This window comes from Epilithonimonas sp. 33E, assembly GCF_059372615.1.
In genome coordinates, this window is record NZ_CM182009.1 from 1,983,932 (window position 1) to 2,000,659 (window position 16,728).

Consider the following 16,728-nt stretch of genomic DNA (forward strand, 5'->3'; position numbering starts at 1 on the left):
TTAGTTAGCAACATCACTGATAAATTTGATCCGGAGAACTCTCACTTCATCATCTGTGAGATCATCGCCATATTCAGCCAGTAGTGTTTTCATACTGTCACTCTCTGAGTTTTTCATAAAATCCATAAAATCATCTACAACATCTTCGTCAAAATTTTCTTCAATGTAATAATCGATATTAAGCTTTGTTCCTTGGTAAACAATACTTTCCATTTCAGAAAGAAGATCGCTCATTGATAGATGCTTTGCTTTTGCGATATCCTCCAGATCTATCTTTTTATCAGTATTTTGAATAATAAAAACCTTGTGGCTGGATTTATTGGCCACCTGTTTCATTACAAGATCCTGAGTTCTTTCTATGCCGTTATCCTCAACATATTTCTTTATAAAATCAGCGAATTCTTTTCCGTATTTTCTGGCTTTACCTTCACCTACACCGTAGATTTTCGCAACTTCCTCCACTGTTATAGGATATTGTACTGTCATATCTTCCAGGCTTGGATCCATAAAAACCGTATAAGGCGGAATGCCGTGTTTTTTAGCCACAGTTTTTCTAAGATCCTTTAACTGCCCGAATAACAACTGATCCAGTCCGCCACCAGCCTGAATCTGAACTTGCTCACTGTCAGTTTTTTGCTTGATCTGAGTCAGATCATATTCTCTGTCTTCAGCAATCAAAAACGGTTCTTTGTATTTTCCTGAGATCACATCATTTCCTTTTTCAGAAATTTTCAGAACACCATAAGTTTCGATATCCTTTCTAAGAAAATCCTGAACAGTCGCTTGCCTGATAATCGACTTCCAATAGTTGTCCGTTTCTTCCTTTCCGAATCCAAAGAATTCTGTCTGCTCCAGTTTATAAGATTTGGTAACAGCCGTTTCTTTACCGGCAATGATAGTGATGAGGTCTTTTGTACGGAATTTTTCTCCCAAAGATTTGATCATTTCCAACACTTTTTTCAAATCCCTAGCTGCATCCTTTAACTTGGGCGGATTCTGGGAATTATCGCACATCATTGCACCTTCGCCTTTCACCGGATCGAATTTTTCTCCAAAATAATACAGCAGATATTGTCTTCTACTCATGGATGTTTCTGCATAACCAACCACTTCATTCAGAAGCTGTAGTCCGATTTCTCTTTCGGAAACAGGTTTTTGAGCCAGGAATTTTTCTAATTTTTCAATATCTTTCGGATCATAGAATGCCAGGCAATAACCTTCTCCTCCGTCTCTTCCGGCGCGTCCGGTTTCCTGATAATAGCTTTCCAAAGATTTTGGAATATCATAATGAATTACAAAACGAACATCAGGCTTGTCAATCCCCATTCCGAATGCAATAGTTGCAACAATCACATCCACTTCTTCCATCAGGAATTTGTCCTGATTAGCAACTCTTGTTTTTTGATCCAACCCGGCATGATAAGGTAACGCATTGATCCCATTAACCTGTAAAAGCTGAGCAAATTCCTCCACCTTTCTTCTGCTGAGGCAATAGACAATTCCGGATTTCCCTTTATGCTGATTGATGAATTTGACAATCTCTTTATCAACATTCACTTTTGGACGAATCTCGTAATATAAATTAGCTCTGTTGAAACTTTCTTTGAAAACTAGAGCATTGTTCATTCCTAAAGTTTTCTGAATATCATCCTGAACCTTTGGCGTTGCAGTAGCCGTTAAAGCAATCACGGGAACATCCGCGATCTTATCAATAATGCCTTTCAGGTTTCTGTATTCCGGGCGGAAATCATGTCCCCATTCCGAGATACAGTGGGCTTCGTCAATGGCAACGAAAGATATTTTCACATCTCTCAAAAATTCGAGATATTCTTCTTTGATTAAGGATTCCGGAGCAACATACAACAGCTTTGTTTTGCCAGCCGTAATATCATCCATCACCTGTTTTGTCTGGGATTTGTTAAGAGAAGAATTGAGAACGTGAGCCACACCTTCATCCGAAGATAAACCGTTTACAGCATCTACCTGATTTTTCATCAATGCAATTAATGGAGAAACAACGATGGCTGTTCCTTCAGAAATCAATGCCGGTAACTGGTAACAAAGTGATTTTCCACCACCAGTCGGCATTAAAACAAACACATCTTTTCCACCTAGAAGTTCCTGAATAATCTGCTCCTGTTGTCCTTTGAACTTTGAAAATCCGAAATATTTTTTGAGTTCCGCAGATAAGTTGATGTCTTTTGTGCTCATCCTTTAATATAGTTTGCTAAATTTGCATTTTATTGAAAGGTTATACATTAATGGTAAATCCTGAATTTTAGGGATAAAAAAATGAAGCTAAAAAACTTCATTTTGCTCTGTTAAATTATTAGCGTGAAGATACAAAATAAATATTATTAAAAAAAATAATTAAAAATTTAAAATTTTGGATCCAAAAGGAATAATCGCAAACGCCCACCAAGCGCTGGATATAGAAATAAACGAGTTGACCAATCTCAGAAACCGATTGAATGACAGCTTCATAAAAAGTGTTTTAACCATCAATGAATCGAAAGGGAAATTAATTATTGTGGGGATTGGAAAATCGGCTCACGTTGCCAATAAAATTGTTGCAACGCTTAATTCTACCGGAACGCCGTCTCAATTTTTACATGCTGCAGAAGCGATCCACGGCGATCTTGGTGTGATCCAGAAACAAGACGTAATATTGTGTATCTCCTATTCCGGAAATTCTCCGGAGATTGTCAATCTTCTTCCATTTCTGAAAGATTACTCATCCGCTTTAATCGGGATGACAGGAAATCCTGAAAGTAAATTAGGAAAAGCTGCAGATATTGTTCTCAATACACACGTTGACAAAGAAGCATGTCCTAATAAATTAGCTCCGACAAGTTCAACCACTGTTCAGATGGCTTTGGGTGATGCTTTAGCCGTTTGTTTGATGGAACTTAATGGATTTAAAGATATTGATTTTGCTAAATTTCATCCAGGTGGAAGTCTCGGTAAAAATCTGACTGCAAAAGTTGAACAATTTGTTTCTCAAAATAAGCCGCAAGTTTCTCCGGAATCAGGAATCAGGGATGTCATCATCTCTGTCAGCGGTTCAAAACACGGAATTACCGTAGTGATAGAAAACGAAACAATTGTTGGCGTAATTACAGACGGAGATATCCGAAGAATGCTTCTAAATCAGGATGACATCTCAAAGGTTAAAGCGTCTGACATCACAAGTAAAAACCCAAAAACGATTAACAAAAATAATCTTGCAAAAGAAGCGATGCAAATTTTGAAAGAATTCAATATCGGTCAGCTTGTAGTGACAGATCAAGGCAAATATTACGGGATTATCGATATCCATACTTTATTGGACGAAGGTATTAATTAAGTGTAAATTTTTGAATCAATTATCAATATATCATTAATATAGAATAATGAGCGAAGAAAAGGAAATGTCCTTCCTTGGACATATTGGAGAGTTGAGGTCACATCTTGTGAGATCTATTTTAGCAATTGTTATTTTAGCAATTGTAGTTGGTTTTAACATCAACTGGGTAATGGATCATATCTTTTTTGGTCCTACAAGAAATGACTTTTTAACTTTCCGAATTGTGAATCATTTTTCCAGAGAATTGACCGGCAATGATAGTTTTATTTTACCGGCTCACTTCAGTGTCCAGCAGAAGCAGTTGTTCCAGCAATTCAATGTGATGATGGCGGTTTCAATTTTCTCGGGTCTTGTTCTAGCTTTTCCTTATATCATTTGGGAACTGTGGAAATTTATCAGCCCGGCTTTGATGCCCAATGAGAAAAAGAATTCGATCTTCTATATCAATTCGATCTGGATGCTTTTTATGGCTGGAGTCTTAACAGGTTATTTTTTGATTTTGCCTTTTGCAATTAACTTCGGATTGTTGTTCAAAGTTTCCGATAATATCGTTCAGCTGTTTGACTTGTCAGATTACACTACTCTATTTTTACAGGTCACAATGGGGATGGGTGTGGTTTTTCTTTTTCCAATTGCAGTTTACATTTTAACATCAATTGGAATTCTGACTCCAAAATTCCTGAAAACTTACAGAAGGCATGCCATTGTTTTAATAATGGTTGTTGCAGCGATTATCACACCGGCAGATGTCCTGAGTATGATGGCAGCAGCATTGCCTTTGGTAATTCTTTATGAATTCAGTATACTGATGTCGAATATTGTTTATAAGAAAATCCAGAAGCGGGAACTCAAAAAAGAAATTTAATTAAAAACTAAATCAGTAATTAATATTGCTGATTTTTTTATTAAAGATAAATTAACCCTTCACGATTTCCTTTCTGATTCTGCTGAGTGATGTATCCGTGATCCCCAGATAGGACGCTACATTTTTAAGTGGCGCAAATTTCAGAACGTCAGGTTTTTCTTGAATTAAGTCTAAATAACGTTCTGTTGCCGATTTGGTAATCATTTCCACAGAACGGTTTTTGAGATAAAACAACTGATAAGACATCCACGCTCTGCCCCATTCTGTCAACGCCGGAATACTATGAAACAGTTCCTGGAAATCATCATAGCTGATTTTCCAAACCGAGCAATCCGTCTCTGCCTGAATATTTTCTATCGAAGGGATCCTTTGAAATAATGATGATGCTTCTATCACAATATCAGATTCTGTAAAGAAATTAATGGTGATGTCGTTAGAATCAATATCATAAACGAAAGATCGCACAACACCGCTTTCTAAAACAAAATATGAATTGAGGATGTCATTTTCCCTTAAGAAAAAATCACCTTTTTTATAATTGATTTTTTGATGTTTGCTGAAGATAAGATTAAGATCTCCTTCGGAAAATGCAGGATGCTGATAGATACTTTTTAATATGTCCATAAATGAAAAAACGGAAAATCTAAAATAGTAGATTTCCCGTTATAAAGAATAATTTTATTCGAAATTTTATTTCAAGGCATTTACAGCCGCTTCGTAATTTGGTTCCTGACCTATTTCCGGAACTTGCTCCGTGTAAATTACAGTTCCTTTTTCATCCAAAGCAACCACAGCTCTGCTCAATAATCCTCTCAAAGGAGAATCATCCAAAGTCACACCATAATCTTCTCCGAAATTACCTCTGAAATCTGACAACACTTCTACATTATCAAGGCCTTCAGCAGCACAAAATCTGTTAAGAGCAAAAGGTAAATCTCTGGAAACGTTTATAACAACGGTATTTTCCAAAGAACTCGCTTCCTTGTTGAATTGTCTTGCAGAAGCGGCGCAAACGCCAGTATCAATGCTTGGGAAGATATTCAGCAACACTTTTTTTCCTGTATAATCCGCCAGATGCTTTTCCGACAGATCTGCTCCAACTAATGTGAATTCCTGAGCAACAGTTCCAACTTCCGGCAAACTGCCTACAGTATGAATAGGATTTCCTTTGAATGTAATTTGTGACATTGTTCTATTTTTATTAAGATTCAAAATTAGATATTTTTAATTTAAATAACATTAATAAATTTCATATTTTCGCAGCCAAAATTATATACACGATGAAAAAAATCAATCTTAGTGTATTACTGGTTTTTCCCTTGTTGGCAAGCGCTCAGTCGGTCATTGGTAATATCAATTCCGGTGCAGTTTCTGAGAATTCCTTTAACCATTCTGTTGGAGAAATCTATGTAATAGCGTCTAATCCGGACGATGCCAGTTCTGGGACACTGGGAATCTTGTACCAAACCACTTTAAAGGTTTTGGGAATCAATGAAATTTTAAAAGACGATGTCAAAATCTATCCGAATCCAACAGCAGATTTTATCAATCTGAAATTGAGTTCGAAAAATAAGATAGATGAAGCGGTTATCTACGATAATTCCGGCAGAATGGTTTTTAAAACAAAAATAAAATCGGATAAGATAGATTTACGTTCCCTAAATACAGGAATTTATCTGCTTTATTTCACAAATACAGACATTAAACCTATAAAAATTATAAAAAAATAAAAACCAAATGAAAAAACTCTACATCGCTTTTAGCTTATTTTTAGCTTCATTAGCTTATTCGCAAGTTCCCCAGGCTTTCAGTTACCAGACCATTGCTTTCAATTCTGCTGGTGCACCAATTGCTAATGGAAACGTCAACTTTAGAATCAGCATCCTGGACAATTCTGCAACAGGAAATGTTTTATATACTGAAACTCATACTAAAACAACCAATTCCAAAGGTTTGGTTAACCTTAATATCGGACAAGGAACTGCAACTACAGGAAACTTCGGCGGAATCAATTGGGGAACGAATCCGAAATTTGTAAAAGTAGAAATGGATCCAGCTGGCGGAAGTAATTATACAAATGTTGGCGTAAATCAGTTGATGAGTGTGCCTTATTCCCAAGTTAGTAAAACGGTTGTGACTGGACCTGGACAAGGAATTACTTTGGTCTCTCCGAACGGAACTCCTTATGAAGTGAAAGTAAATGATGCTGGACAACTATCTTTACCAACTTCAAATTCATCAAGCACAAGTCCATCAAACTTATATTTATATGGTTCTTTTAATAATTGGTCTGCGACATCTTCGATTGAATTTGGCAAAAATATTCAACCGTTTGGTTCTGGTTTTAATGGTTTCATTTATCTAAAATCAGGAGACCAAATTAAATTCTTAGCAGATCAAACAGGAAATGTAATTTTAGGTAGTAGTGATGGATTATCCGGAAATTTAACTCAAAACGGTAATGCCATCAAGATTCCTTCTAATGGATATTACAGTATTTCGGTAAGTCAAAGTAATTACTATCAGATTTCTCCTATAAATATTTCGTATGGAGGTGTAACTATGAATTATGATTATACCAATTATACTTCCACTAATTTTAATTATAAAAATACTTACCCTACGACCATCAACAATTCTATAAAATTAGGAACATATACTTTTGGAGACAATTTGAATGATGGAAGTTTAGATTATAATGGATCAGATATATATACTCCGACAAGTAATGTTTTGAAAACAAAAATTAATTTTAATGGCTCCGGAACTTATCAGACTGTTAAGACCTTCACACCTCCTGCAACTCTTTATACAAAAGTTTACTACACTGATGGAACAGTAGGAAATCAATCAATAACTATGTCTTCATCTTCGAATATATTTACAGGATATTTCACCACTACTAATCCTGCGGTGATATATTTTACAGATTCATATACTGGAAACGGCACAATTCAATATGGAGGAGAAAATAATATATTAACACTTGCTAGTCAAGGTTTCATTAATGTTCCAGAACCTGGCAATTATTCTGTAAAATTAGATTTCAATACATCAAGTTATATAGTTCAAAAACAATAATTATACACGAGGCTGTCTTAAAAGACAGTCTTTTTTTATTCTAATCAGTTGAAAAACACTCAAAAATCATATTTCTGATGTTAGAAAATTATTATAAAAACACTAAATTTGTCTGTTTTGAAAAAACAGTAAATAAAATCAACTACTATAATGTCAGAAAAATCAAAAATTATCTACACGCTTACGGATGAAGCGCCAATGCTTGCAACCCATTCTTTTTTGCCTATCGTTAAGGCCTTTACTTCGGTTGCAGACGTTAACATCGTTCCAAAAGACATTTCACTTTCAGGGAGAATCCTGGCTAATTTTCCAGAATTCTTGACTGATGACCAAAAAATCGGAGATGCTTTGTCGGAATTGGGTGAATTGGCAACTACTCCGGAAGCGAACATTATTAAATTACCAAATATTTCTGCTTCTGTTCCTCAATTAGATGAGGCTATTGCAGAATTGCAATCAAAGGGTTTCGCAGTTCCAAATTATCCTGCTGAACCAAAAAATAACGAAGAAAAAGCAATCAAAGCTAAATATGCTAAAGTCTTAGGTTCTGCTGTAAACCCTGTTCTAAGAGAAGGGAACTCAGACAGACGTGCGCCTAAAGCAGTTAAAAACTATGCAAAAGCAAACCCGCACAAAATGGGTGACTGGAGTGCTGACAGCAAAACAGATGTGGCGCATATGACCAGGGGCGATTTCTACGGAACAGAAACTTCTACTACGGTTGAAAAGGATTCTAATTACAGAATTGTATTCTTCGGAAATGACGGTTCTGAAAAAGTTCTGAAAGATTTTGCAAATCTTAAAGCTGGTGAAGTAATCGATTCTTCTGTAATGAACCTTAACTCATTGAAGGCTTTTGTTCAGACAGCAATCGATGAAGCAAAACAAAGAGGTGTCATTCTTTCTGCGCACTTGAAAGCAACAATGATGAAAATCTCTGACCCGATTATCTTCGGAGCTATTGTTGAGACGTTCTTCAAAGATGTTTTCTCTAAATATGCTGAGACTTTCAAATCTCTGGATATCAATCCAAACAACGGGTTACAAAATCTTTACGATAAAATTGCCGGAATTCCTCAGGAAGCGGAAATCAAAGCGGACATTGATAAAGCGTTAGCCGAAGGACCAAAAGTAGCGATGGTCAACTCGGACAAAGGCATCACTAATTTCCACGTTCCTTCCGATATCATCGTTGATGCTTCTATGGCGGCATTGATCAGAAATGGCGGAAAAATGTGGGACAAAACCGGTGCGGAAGATGATACGGTTGCTATTATCCCGGACCGTTCTTACGCAGGATTCTATCAGGCTGCCATTGATGATATGAAGGCTAACGGAAAACTGGACCCAACAACAATGGGTTCTGTTCCTAATGTTGGTTTGATGGCTCAAAAAGCGGAAGAATATGGTTCGCACGATAAAACTTTCCAGGCTGAAGCTGACGGAACTGTAAAAGTTCTTGACGAAAACGGAAACGTTCTTTTGGAGCAAAAAGTTGAGAAATCTGATATTTTCAGAATGTGTCAGACCAAAGATGCTCCAATCCAGGATTGGGTGAAATTAGCTGTCAACAGAGCGAGATTATCGGACACACCTGCTATTTTTTGGTTAGATAAGGCAAGAGCGCACGATAGAGAAATCATTAAAAAAGTTGAGAAATATCTTAAAGATTACGACACAACCGGGCTTGACATCAGAATCCTTGATGTGAAAGACGCAATGACAGAAACGCTTAAAAGAGCAAGAGAAGGCAAAGACACGATTTCGGTTTCCGGAAATGTTTTGAGAGATTATTTGACCGACCTATTTCCTATTTTGGAATTGGGGACTTCTGCAAAAATGTTATCTATTGTTCCATTGATGAATGGCGGTGGTTTGTTCGAAACCGGAGCCGGTGGTTCTGCACCTAAACACATCGAGCAGTTTATCGAGGAAGGTTATTTGCGTTGGGATTCTTTGGGTGAATTCTTAGCATTGCAGGCTTCTTTGGAACATTTGGCTCAGACTCAGAACAATCCGAAAGCACAGATTTTAGCAGATGCTTTGGATGAAGCAAATGCTAAATTCTTAGCAGAAGACAAATCTCCGGGAAGAAAATTAGGAACAATTGATAATAGAGGTTCACATTTCTATCTGGCAACTTATTGGGCAGAAGCTTTGGCAAACCAGAGCAAAGATGCTGATATTGCTGCGAAATTTACTCCAGTTGCAAAAGCATTGACAGAAAACGAAAGTAAGATCAATGAAGAATTGATTGGTGCTCAAGGTAAGCCTCAGGAAATTGACGGCTATTACAGACCGGATTTTGATAAAACTGATTCTGCAATGAGACCGTCTGCAACACTTAATGAAATTGTAAACGGAATCTAATCTTATTCCTGTTAAAATTAATATAAAACCCTTAACAAATGTTGAGGGTTTTCTTTTGTTTAATTAATTTGCAGAAAGAAATTAAAATTAATATTTATGACGCTTTTTGATATGAAAAAAATCTTTATTTTTTTTATCTATGTTGTTGGGATTTTGCAGTTTAAAGCTCAGGGAAGAATAGATAAAGCTATTCAGAATCTGGAACAAAATTATTCGCAGGAGAAAGTCTATGTTCTATTGGACAAAGACAATTATGTTGTCGGCGATAATATCTATTTCAAATCTTTTGTTTTCGATGGCTACAGACGCTCAACCATTTCCAATACTTTGTTTGTCGAGTTATACGACCACAACAAAAATCTAGTTGATAAAAGAACTATTGCGCTTAAAAACGGCGAAGGCGACGGCTCGTTTGTTCTAACAGAAGCTTTAAAAGAAGACATATATTTCTTTAGAGCTTATACAGCTTGGATGGCTAATTTTCCAGAGGAATTTAATTTTATGAAACAGGTTCCGATTTACAATCCTAAATCCGAACAAAGATTAATTCTTGATAAAAACACCAAATGGACAGCTAATGCTTTTCCGGAAAGTGGAACTTTTATTGAGAATATTAATACGAAAATTGCTGTAAGATTATTCTCTCAAGGTATTCCTCCTGCGAGCTGGAGCGGTTATGTCATCGATGCAGAAAAACCCACTGAAAAATTAATTAGTTTCAAAGGATTGGATCAAAACGTCAGTATTTTTAATCTAACACCAAAAGCCGGGAAAAATTACAAAGTGATTATTGAGGATAATAAAGGAACTAAACAAACTGTTGCTTTGCCAGCTGTAGCTAATTCCGGGATTAATCTGCAGATATCAAGCGGTAACGACGGAATCAATTATACATTAAAGAGCAGCAATCTTCCGGAAGGTTTAAAAGGTCACAGTATTGTTGGAATCATTAATAATCAAATGGTTTACAGAGCTAACATCAAAAATGCTTCAGTAGAAATTTCCAGTAAAATTCCTACAAAAATCAGTGATGATAAAAATGCGGTGTTGCAATTGGTGATATTCAATGATAAAGAAGAAGTTGTTGCTAAAAGATTGTGTTTCGTTAAACCAAAAAATCTGATGATTGAGCAGCCTACTTTTGCATCAACATCTCTTAATAATGAGCCTCGTGCCTTCAACAGCTTTGAATTAGAACCTGATACAGATTATCCAAGTTATACAGTTTTAGTAAAAGAAAACACCAAAACTGAAAGTACAAATGATAATAATATCCTAAGTGCGCTTTGGCTGACAGGTGATATCTCATCTCCTATTTTTTCACCGGCTCAGTATTTTTCCAAGAATGCCAATGCAGATGCGTTAGATGCTTTATTAATTTCAGAAAGTTGGAAAAGATTTGATTGGGATTCTCTTTTAACCGGAAAAACGCCTGAAATCAAATATAAACCCGAATCCAATTTATCGTTCAAAGGAAAAGTCACTAATAATGGTCGCATCATTCCAAATAAAAGCGTCAATCTATTATTTAATGCAGGAGGAATAGATAAAGGAATTTCTCAGGCTGTAACGGATGACAATGGTTTTATCTATCTCAACAATATTTATTTTGATGAACCTTTGATTATTTCTTATTACTTGAATCAGGATAAAAGTAAAGCTTCCGAATCTGACAATGTCAATATTTATTTTCAACCGTTGACAAACAATATTATCTACAAAGGTAATTTACCGGCAACCAATTATCGTTTGGCAGAATCTTCACAAAATGCTCAAATGAGTTCCGATGTTGCCAAAGCACTTCAAAACAAAAAAAATCAACAGATATTAAAAGCTGCTAACGAAGAAACTCAGATTGAAGAAGTCCAAGTTACTGCAAAGAAAGTTGATTTGAAAGAAAAATTGGATAAAGAATTATCAAGCGGAAGATTCAGTGGAATGAACGCGACTATTTTTGATTTGGTTAATGAAAATCAGGATGCGCAAACTTCTCTCAATATTATGCAATGGTTGCAAGGCAGGGCTGCAGGATTGACCTTCACAATGGATAGTTCCGGTAATTATATTCCAAGTATCCGTGGCTCACAAGCTAAATTATATTTAGATGAAATGCCTGTTGATGCAAGTATGATCAATTCTCTCCCTGTCAGCAATATTGCAATGGTGAAGATTTTGAAAAATGACGGACTGGTTGGTAATGCTGTTGCAATCTATACAAAACGAGGCAATATGTTAGCTGCCGAAAATGACAAAAAAGAACTGAACAACAAAACAATTTTGAGAGGTTATGATAAAGCGGTTGATTTCGAACAACCCGATATTACCAGCGATGCTTATAAAAAAGTCGTAAAAGATACACGTGAACTTCTCTATTGGAATCCTAATCTAACTCCAGAATCCGGACTTCCTGCAAGAGCCATATTCTTTAATAATGATGAAGCTAAAAATCGGGAAATTACGATCATTAGTTTTGATAAAGATGACAAGCTTCTTTATTACGATGAAGTGAAATAAGATTATTTTTTTAAAAAAGAATATTTATATAATTTGAAAATAAAAAAAGACTGAAAAATTTCAGTCTTTTAATTTATAACATTTTCAAGTTGTTAACTTCTTGTTCCGTAAGGATTCTCCAATGCCCTCGTTTGATATTTTTCTTAGTTAATCCGGCAAACATCACTCTGTCGAGCGCTTCCACTTCGTATCCGAGCTTTTGGAAAATTCTTCTGATGACTCTATTCCAGCCGATGTGGATTTCGATTCCAACCTCATTTTTCGGTTTTCCTTCGATGTAGGAGATGCTGTCCACTTCTGCAACACCTTCTTCCAAACGGATGCCTTCTGCAATTGATTTCAAATCTTCAATGGATAATTTTCTATCCAGTGTCACGTGGTAGATCTTTCTCATATTAAAAGACGGATGCGTCAGCTTTTTCGTCATATGTCCGTCGTTCGTCAAAAGAATAACGCCAGTTGTCTGTCTGTCGAGTCTTCCTACAGGGAAAATTCTGTATGGCGACGCATTCGCCGTCAGATCCATTACCGTTTTTCTCGCTTTCTCGTCTTTGGTGGTCGAGATATAACCTTTTGGTTTGTTCAATAGAACATAAACCGGTTTTTCCGGCGTGATATTTTGTCCATCGAAAACTACTCTGTCTGTTTTCTGAACCTGGTAACCCATTTCGGTCACCACTTTCCCGTTCACTTCCACAAGACCTTGTGTAATCAGTTCGTCCGCTTCTCTCCTGCTGCAAATCCCGGAATTGGCAATATATTTATTAAGCCTTATGGATTCTTTCGGAACCGATTTGCTTATTTTATCGAATCTTCTTTTCTGGATAAAAGATTTCGTTTTATTTTCGTCTTTTTCAGTTCTGCTAAAAGGTTTTTTCGGACCAAATTTTCTATCGCCGTTTTCATATTTGTCTCGGCTGTCAAAACGGTTTCCACCTCTTGTAGTTTTTGGACCTTTTGAATTTCCGAAAGATTTTCCACTTCCAGAATTTCCTCTGCTATCACTGGAGCTACGGGAGTTTCCGGAAGGTCTGCTGCCTCCAGATGGTCTTGGTTTTCTGTTTCTACCTGATTGATTTCCGTCTCCGCTCATTTTCTAAAATTTTTGCAAAGATAGTGAATTAGTTAAGAAATCGCCATTATTTGGAAATGCAAACGTCAATGAAGATATAGCAATTGCATATGAGAAATAAAAAACAATAAATATCTACATATGAATTCCGAATTATGGATTGATTTTAACGAAAATTGAAAATAATGTAATCTTAATTTTTTCTTTTAAAAAATATATAATCAGTAGCAATAGGTTCCAAACCTGCTTCCTTCATCAGCATTGCAATCTGACCACGATGATAAGTGGAATGATTGATAAAATGAAATAAAATCCCCTGAATCGAATTGCTGAATTCCTGTCCCTTAGATGTTTTATAAGTAATGATTTCATCAAGGTTTCGTTCATTAAGAATTTTACAGCTATGATTGTAATTATCTGAATTAATATTCAATAATGAATTATCAGCATTAATCTGCCAAACTCCGAATGTAATTTGATTAAGGATTCTTGCATTCCAAATCTGATGCGCATTCAGAATATGATTGAGGAGATTTTTGCCTTTTTCCGGCCACACAGAATTATTCTCCAAAAAATCCTGAATCAGTAATTGATTAAAATGCAGGTTATATTCTAAAAGATCTTGGAAATGTTCTTTCATTACTCAAACATTTCTGCCAAACGAACTTTCTTAATTTCATCAGCATTATAAAGCTCATCAACTGTTTTCTTAACTTCTAATTTGGGGTAAAGGTTGACACCAATCAATTTGATTTTGCCTTCTTCAACCCAGCTTTGTTCTTTTGTTGCGTGCTCAAAAATCATTTTCTGGATCTCCCCGGATTTCAACAATACCAGATAACCGCCTTTTTCTTCAATTTCAAGGAATAATCTCCAGGACTTTTCAGCGAATTGCTGCGTGATATTTTCTACGAAATAACTTCCGGAAGACGCGTCTTCGAAAACGTTAATGATACTTTCATAAGCTAAAACTATCTGTTGTTTAAAAGATATTTCTTTGGAAAGTTCTGTTTGATTCTCGATTTTATAATCATTGGAAAAAACCGCATCCGCACCGCCAATCATCGCTGAAGCCAATTCCAAAGTGGACCGAATCAGATTATTTTCTTCATCGTTTTTAGCTTTATTTCTGAACGACGTTTCCGCAAAAATGTAAGGAATCAAATCTTTATCAAATTCTTTGGAAAGCTGATTAAACAGGTATTTAAAAGCCCGGATTTTCGCCATTTCGAAAAAATAATTGGAACCAATAGCCAATCGGAAAACGAGCTTTTCAAGAATCTCCGTACCGAATTTTTCTACTAATTCTTTAGATTTCGCCAAAGCAAAAGCCAATTGCTGAATAATGGATGCACCGGCATTTTGATGCAGACTTACGTCAATTCCAATTTGTCTTTCAAAGGCTTTCGATAATAATTCGCCTGCCATGTGTTCATTGATTTCTGCAGTTTTATCATCAGAAAAAACATCAACTAAAGAAAAATAACGATTGGTTTCTTCGGTCAAAATATGTTCTGCCAAATCCGGATTGTTGATGAAAATTGTCTTTTCCTGCAAACCTTCATTATTTTCATTCAATAGAACAGCGAAAGCCTGTTGTTTCAAACCATCTTGATATTCTGCCACAAGATGTGTACTTTCTTCTACTTTTGGAAGAATTTTGGTTTCGGAATTGTTTTGATAATAAGGTTTTACCTCAATATTTTCCAGATTATCTTTAGAAAGAATTTCATAAATATTTTCTGTCTTGAGTTGCTTCTTTACAAGCTTTTCCCAATCTTCCAATGTACTTTCTATGAAACTCATTTTTATATTATTTTTTTGCAATTTTAGAACTATCTACTACTAATATGAAAATCTCCTCATTCGGCTTTTTCATAAAGTAATTTTCACGGGCGTATTTTTCCTTTTCCTGCTTGTTGTTCATCAGCTTACGGTAGAATTTGTCATTCTTTTCATATTCTGTTTTGTAGAATTCGCGTTGGCTTTCGTAACGGCTGATTTCACCATTCAGTTCATTGATAACCAGAAAAGAAGTGCTGTCAAAAAATATCATCCAAACCAAAAATCCAACCAATGTCAACACATACTTGTTGAACACATAAGTCTGGAAAAACTTAAGTGTCGGCGATTTTTTCTTGATATCTTTGATTAATTCTTTCATAATAAATATTTTATTAATGAACTTTTTTTAGAGAATTGTTTATCACTGTTGTTAAGAAATCAATGGCTACAGAATTCTGTTTCATATTCGGAACAATCAAATCGGCTTCGTTTTTGGAAGGCTCAATAAATTCCTGATGCATCGGTTTCAATGTCGTCTGGTAACGGTGAAGAACTTCTTGCAGATCTCTTCCCCTTTCCTGCGTATCTCTGCGGATTCTCCTGATTAATCTCTCGTCAGAATCTGCATGAACAAATACTTTCAGGTCAAACTCTTTCAACAATTCTTTGTTGGTTAAAACCAAAATTCCCTCCACTATCAAAACACTTCTTGGCTCTACTGTAACGTAGTCGCCGGTTCTGGAGTGTGTTACGAAAGAATAAATCGGCTGTTCTATGTTCTGATGATTTTTAAGTGCCTTGACATGTTCCAGCAAGAGTTCAAAATCAATTGATTTTGGGTGGTCGTAATTGAGAACTTCTCTTTCTGATAAGGTCAAATTAGGATTATCGTGGTAATAATTATCTTGAGAAAGCACATTAACACCTTCTAAATTAAGCTGTTGAAGAATCTTATTAACAACTGTTGTCTTCCCGGAGCCTGTTCCTCCGGCTATACCAATCACGAGCATCTCTACATTTTTTACAAAAATACTATAATTTTTTTTTCAGAATAAAAATAAATCCGAATTAATTGCACAAAAAAAAGCTGCAATCTGCAGCTCTTTCTATTTTCGTCTTCCGCTATTTTCGGTGGAACGATTTTCAGTTTGAGGTTGAACCTGTTTTTGTGGAGATGTTCTTATATTATTCTGATTCCTTCTTGTTGGTTCAACACGAGTATTATTTCGGTTTCCGGTGGCAGGTTGAGATCTCACATTATTTTGATTAATCATTCCAGTATTTCTCTGGCTTCTTGCAGGTTGAATTCTGATATTCTCATTATGCATCGAGTTTCGTCTAGGCGAGATAACAATATTATTTCTCACTCTGCTATTGGAATTATATATCGCTCCGTTTCTGTAATAATTGTTATTATTATCCAGATAAATAACATTTGGGGCATACCAATAACCGTCAGGAGACCTGTAATAGCCATCAATATAACCGTCCGAATATCCTTGAGAATATGGGTCATTGTAACTGTATGAATCCGGTGCCGCTACACAAGAAATTAAACTCATTGCAAAAGCAGCTAATATCATTTTGATTGAATTTTTCATTTTCTTCGATTTTATAAATTATACATTTTCAGTATAACAGATAAATTACAAAGAATCTGCCAAGATAGAAATCAAAAAACACCTATCTGATAAT

The 16,728-nt window shown here is 35.7% G+C and carries 15 protein-coding genes; 6 read left to right on the top strand and 9 right to left on the bottom strand.

The window, feature by feature from the left end:
- The gene (gene recQ, locus AC5P2S_RS09120; RefSeq protein ID WP_494554704.1) at window positions 1–2,211 is read right to left on the bottom strand and encodes a DNA helicase RecQ; all 2,211 of its coding nucleotides are present in this window, start codon (window positions 2,209–2,211) and stop codon (window positions 1–3) included.
- Window positions 2,212–2,386: 175 nt separating this feature from the next.
- Here recQ and AC5P2S_RS09125 point away from each other — a divergent pair, with 175 nt between their 5' ends.
- Window positions 2,387–3,346, top strand: a complete 960-nt coding sequence (locus AC5P2S_RS09125; protein WP_494554705.1) for a KpsF/GutQ family sugar-phosphate isomerase — start codon at window positions 2,387–2,389, stop codon at window positions 3,344–3,346.
- 46 nt (window positions 3,347–3,392) lie between these two features.
- Window positions 3,393–4,211 carry a twin-arginine translocase subunit TatC gene (gene tatC / locus AC5P2S_RS09130; RefSeq protein WP_283415455.1) on the top strand — a complete coding sequence of 273 codons (819 nt, stop codon included), beginning with the start codon at window positions 3,393–3,395 and terminating at the stop codon, window positions 4,209–4,211.
- Between the two features lie 51 nt (window positions 4,212–4,262).
- Here the strand turns inward: tatC and AC5P2S_RS09135 are convergent, their stop codons facing one another.
- On the bottom strand, window positions 4,263–4,835 hold the full coding sequence (locus AC5P2S_RS09135) for a Crp/Fnr family transcriptional regulator (protein WP_494554706.1): 573 nt from the start codon (window positions 4,833–4,835) through the stop codon (window positions 4,263–4,265).
- Window positions 4,836–4,901: 66 nt separating this feature from the next.
- On the bottom strand, window positions 4,902–5,399 hold the full coding sequence (tpx, locus tag AC5P2S_RS09140; RefSeq protein WP_283415457.1) for a thiol peroxidase: 498 nt from the start codon (window positions 5,397–5,399) through the stop codon (window positions 4,902–4,904).
- A 92-nt stretch (window positions 5,400–5,491) separates the two neighbouring features.
- On the opposite strand from tpx, the gene AC5P2S_RS09145 reads away from it, so the two are divergent.
- The 4 genes from AC5P2S_RS09145 (at window position 5,492) to AC5P2S_RS09160 (ending at window position 12,176) form a co-directional block, all read left to right on the top strand.
- Window positions 5,492–5,941: a T9SS type A sorting domain-containing protein gene (locus tag AC5P2S_RS09145; protein ID WP_283415458.1), complete on the top strand. Its 450-nt coding sequence runs from the start codon at window positions 5,492–5,494 to the stop codon at window positions 5,939–5,941.
- A 7-nt stretch (window positions 5,942–5,948) separates the two neighbouring features.
- Entirely contained in the window at window positions 5,949–7,292 is a 1,344-nt protein-coding gene (locus AC5P2S_RS09150; protein WP_494554707.1) for a DUF8740 domain-containing protein, read from the top strand.
- A gap of 150 nt (window positions 7,293–7,442) precedes the next feature.
- Window positions 7,443–9,662, top strand: a complete 2,220-nt coding sequence (locus tag AC5P2S_RS09155) for an NADP-dependent isocitrate dehydrogenase (RefSeq protein WP_494554708.1) — start codon at window positions 7,443–7,445, stop codon at window positions 9,660–9,662.
- A 111-nt stretch (window positions 9,663–9,773) separates the two neighbouring features.
- Window positions 9,774–12,176 (top strand): hypothetical protein, encoded by a 2,403-nt coding sequence (locus AC5P2S_RS09160; protein WP_494554709.1) that lies wholly within the window; start codon window positions 9,774–9,776, stop codon window positions 12,174–12,176.
- 73 nt (window positions 12,177–12,249) lie between these two features.
- Here AC5P2S_RS09160 and AC5P2S_RS09165 read toward each other — a convergent pair whose 3' ends face one another.
- The 6 genes from AC5P2S_RS09165 to AC5P2S_RS09190 form a co-directional block, all read right to left on the bottom strand.
- A complete protein-coding gene (locus AC5P2S_RS09165; RefSeq protein WP_494554710.1) occupies window positions 12,250–13,269 on the bottom strand; it encodes a pseudouridine synthase in 1,020 nt (339 codons plus the stop codon).
- 172 nt (window positions 13,270–13,441) lie between these two features.
- Window positions 13,442–13,888: a DinB family protein gene (locus tag AC5P2S_RS09170; protein WP_494554711.1), complete on the bottom strand. Its 447-nt coding sequence runs from the start codon at window positions 13,886–13,888 to the stop codon at window positions 13,442–13,444.
- Window positions 13,888–15,054 carry a methylmalonyl-CoA mutase family protein gene (locus AC5P2S_RS09175; protein ID WP_494554712.1) on the bottom strand — a complete coding sequence of 389 codons (1,167 nt, stop codon included), beginning with the start codon at window positions 15,052–15,054 and terminating at the stop codon, window positions 13,888–13,890. Before AC5P2S_RS09175 ends, AC5P2S_RS09170 begins: the two co-directional genes overlap by 1 nt.
- Before the next feature lie 7 nt (window positions 15,055–15,061).
- Window positions 15,062–15,412 carry an FtsB family cell division protein gene (locus tag AC5P2S_RS09180; RefSeq protein WP_494554713.1) on the bottom strand — a complete coding sequence of 117 codons (351 nt, stop codon included), beginning with the start codon at window positions 15,410–15,412 and terminating at the stop codon, window positions 15,062–15,064.
- A gap of 13 nt (window positions 15,413–15,425) precedes the next feature.
- Window positions 15,426–16,043: a uridine kinase gene (udk, locus tag AC5P2S_RS09185; RefSeq protein ID WP_283415467.1), complete on the bottom strand. Its 618-nt coding sequence runs from the start codon at window positions 16,041–16,043 to the stop codon at window positions 15,426–15,428.
- Between the two features lie 96 nt (window positions 16,044–16,139).
- A complete protein-coding gene (locus tag AC5P2S_RS09190) occupies window positions 16,140–16,634 on the bottom strand; it encodes a hypothetical protein (RefSeq protein ID WP_494554714.1) in 495 nt (164 codons plus the stop codon).
- Between the last annotated feature and the right edge of the window lie 94 nt (window positions 16,635–16,728).

Coding starts and splice junctions, on each gene's coding strand:
- recQ (WP_494554704.1), bottom strand. CDS start 2,211: ATGAGCACAAAAGACATCAACTTATCTGCGGAACTCAAAAAATATTTC.
- tatC (WP_283415455.1), top strand. CDS start 3,393: ATGAGCGAAGAAAAGGAAATGTCCTTCCTTGGACATATTGGAGAGTTG.
- AC5P2S_RS09135 (WP_494554706.1), bottom strand. CDS start 4,835: ATGGACATATTAAAAAGTATCTATCAGCATCCTGCATTTTCCGAAGGA.
- tpx (WP_283415457.1), bottom strand. CDS start 5,399: ATGTCACAAATTACATTCAAAGGAAATCCTATTCATACTGTAGGCAGT.
- AC5P2S_RS09145 (WP_283415458.1), top strand. CDS start 5,492: ATGAAAAAAATCAATCTTAGTGTATTACTGGTTTTTCCCTTGTTGGCA.
- AC5P2S_RS09150 (WP_494554707.1), top strand. CDS start 5,949: ATGAAAAAACTCTACATCGCTTTTAGCTTATTTTTAGCTTCATTAGCT.
- AC5P2S_RS09155 (WP_494554708.1), top strand. CDS start 7,443: ATGTCAGAAAAATCAAAAATTATCTACACGCTTACGGATGAAGCGCCA.
- AC5P2S_RS09160 (WP_494554709.1), top strand. CDS start 9,774: ATGAAAAAAATCTTTATTTTTTTTATCTATGTTGTTGGGATTTTGCAG.
- AC5P2S_RS09165 (WP_494554710.1), bottom strand. CDS start 13,269: ATGAGCGGAGACGGAAATCAATCAGGTAGAAACAGAAAACCAAGACCA.
- AC5P2S_RS09170 (WP_494554711.1), bottom strand. CDS start 13,888: ATGAAAGAACATTTCCAAGATCTTTTAGAATATAACCTGCATTTTAAT.
- AC5P2S_RS09175 (WP_494554712.1), bottom strand. CDS start 15,054: ATGAGTTTCATAGAAAGTACATTGGAAGATTGGGAAAAGCTTGTAAAG.
- AC5P2S_RS09180 (WP_494554713.1), bottom strand. CDS start 15,412: ATGAAAGAATTAATCAAAGATATCAAGAAAAAATCGCCGACACTTAAG.
- udk (WP_283415467.1), bottom strand. CDS start 16,043: ATGCTCGTGATTGGTATAGCCGGAGGAACAGGCTCCGGGAAGACAACA.
- AC5P2S_RS09190 (WP_494554714.1), bottom strand. CDS start 16,634: ATGAAAAATTCAATCAAAATGATATTAGCTGCTTTTGCAATGAGTTTA.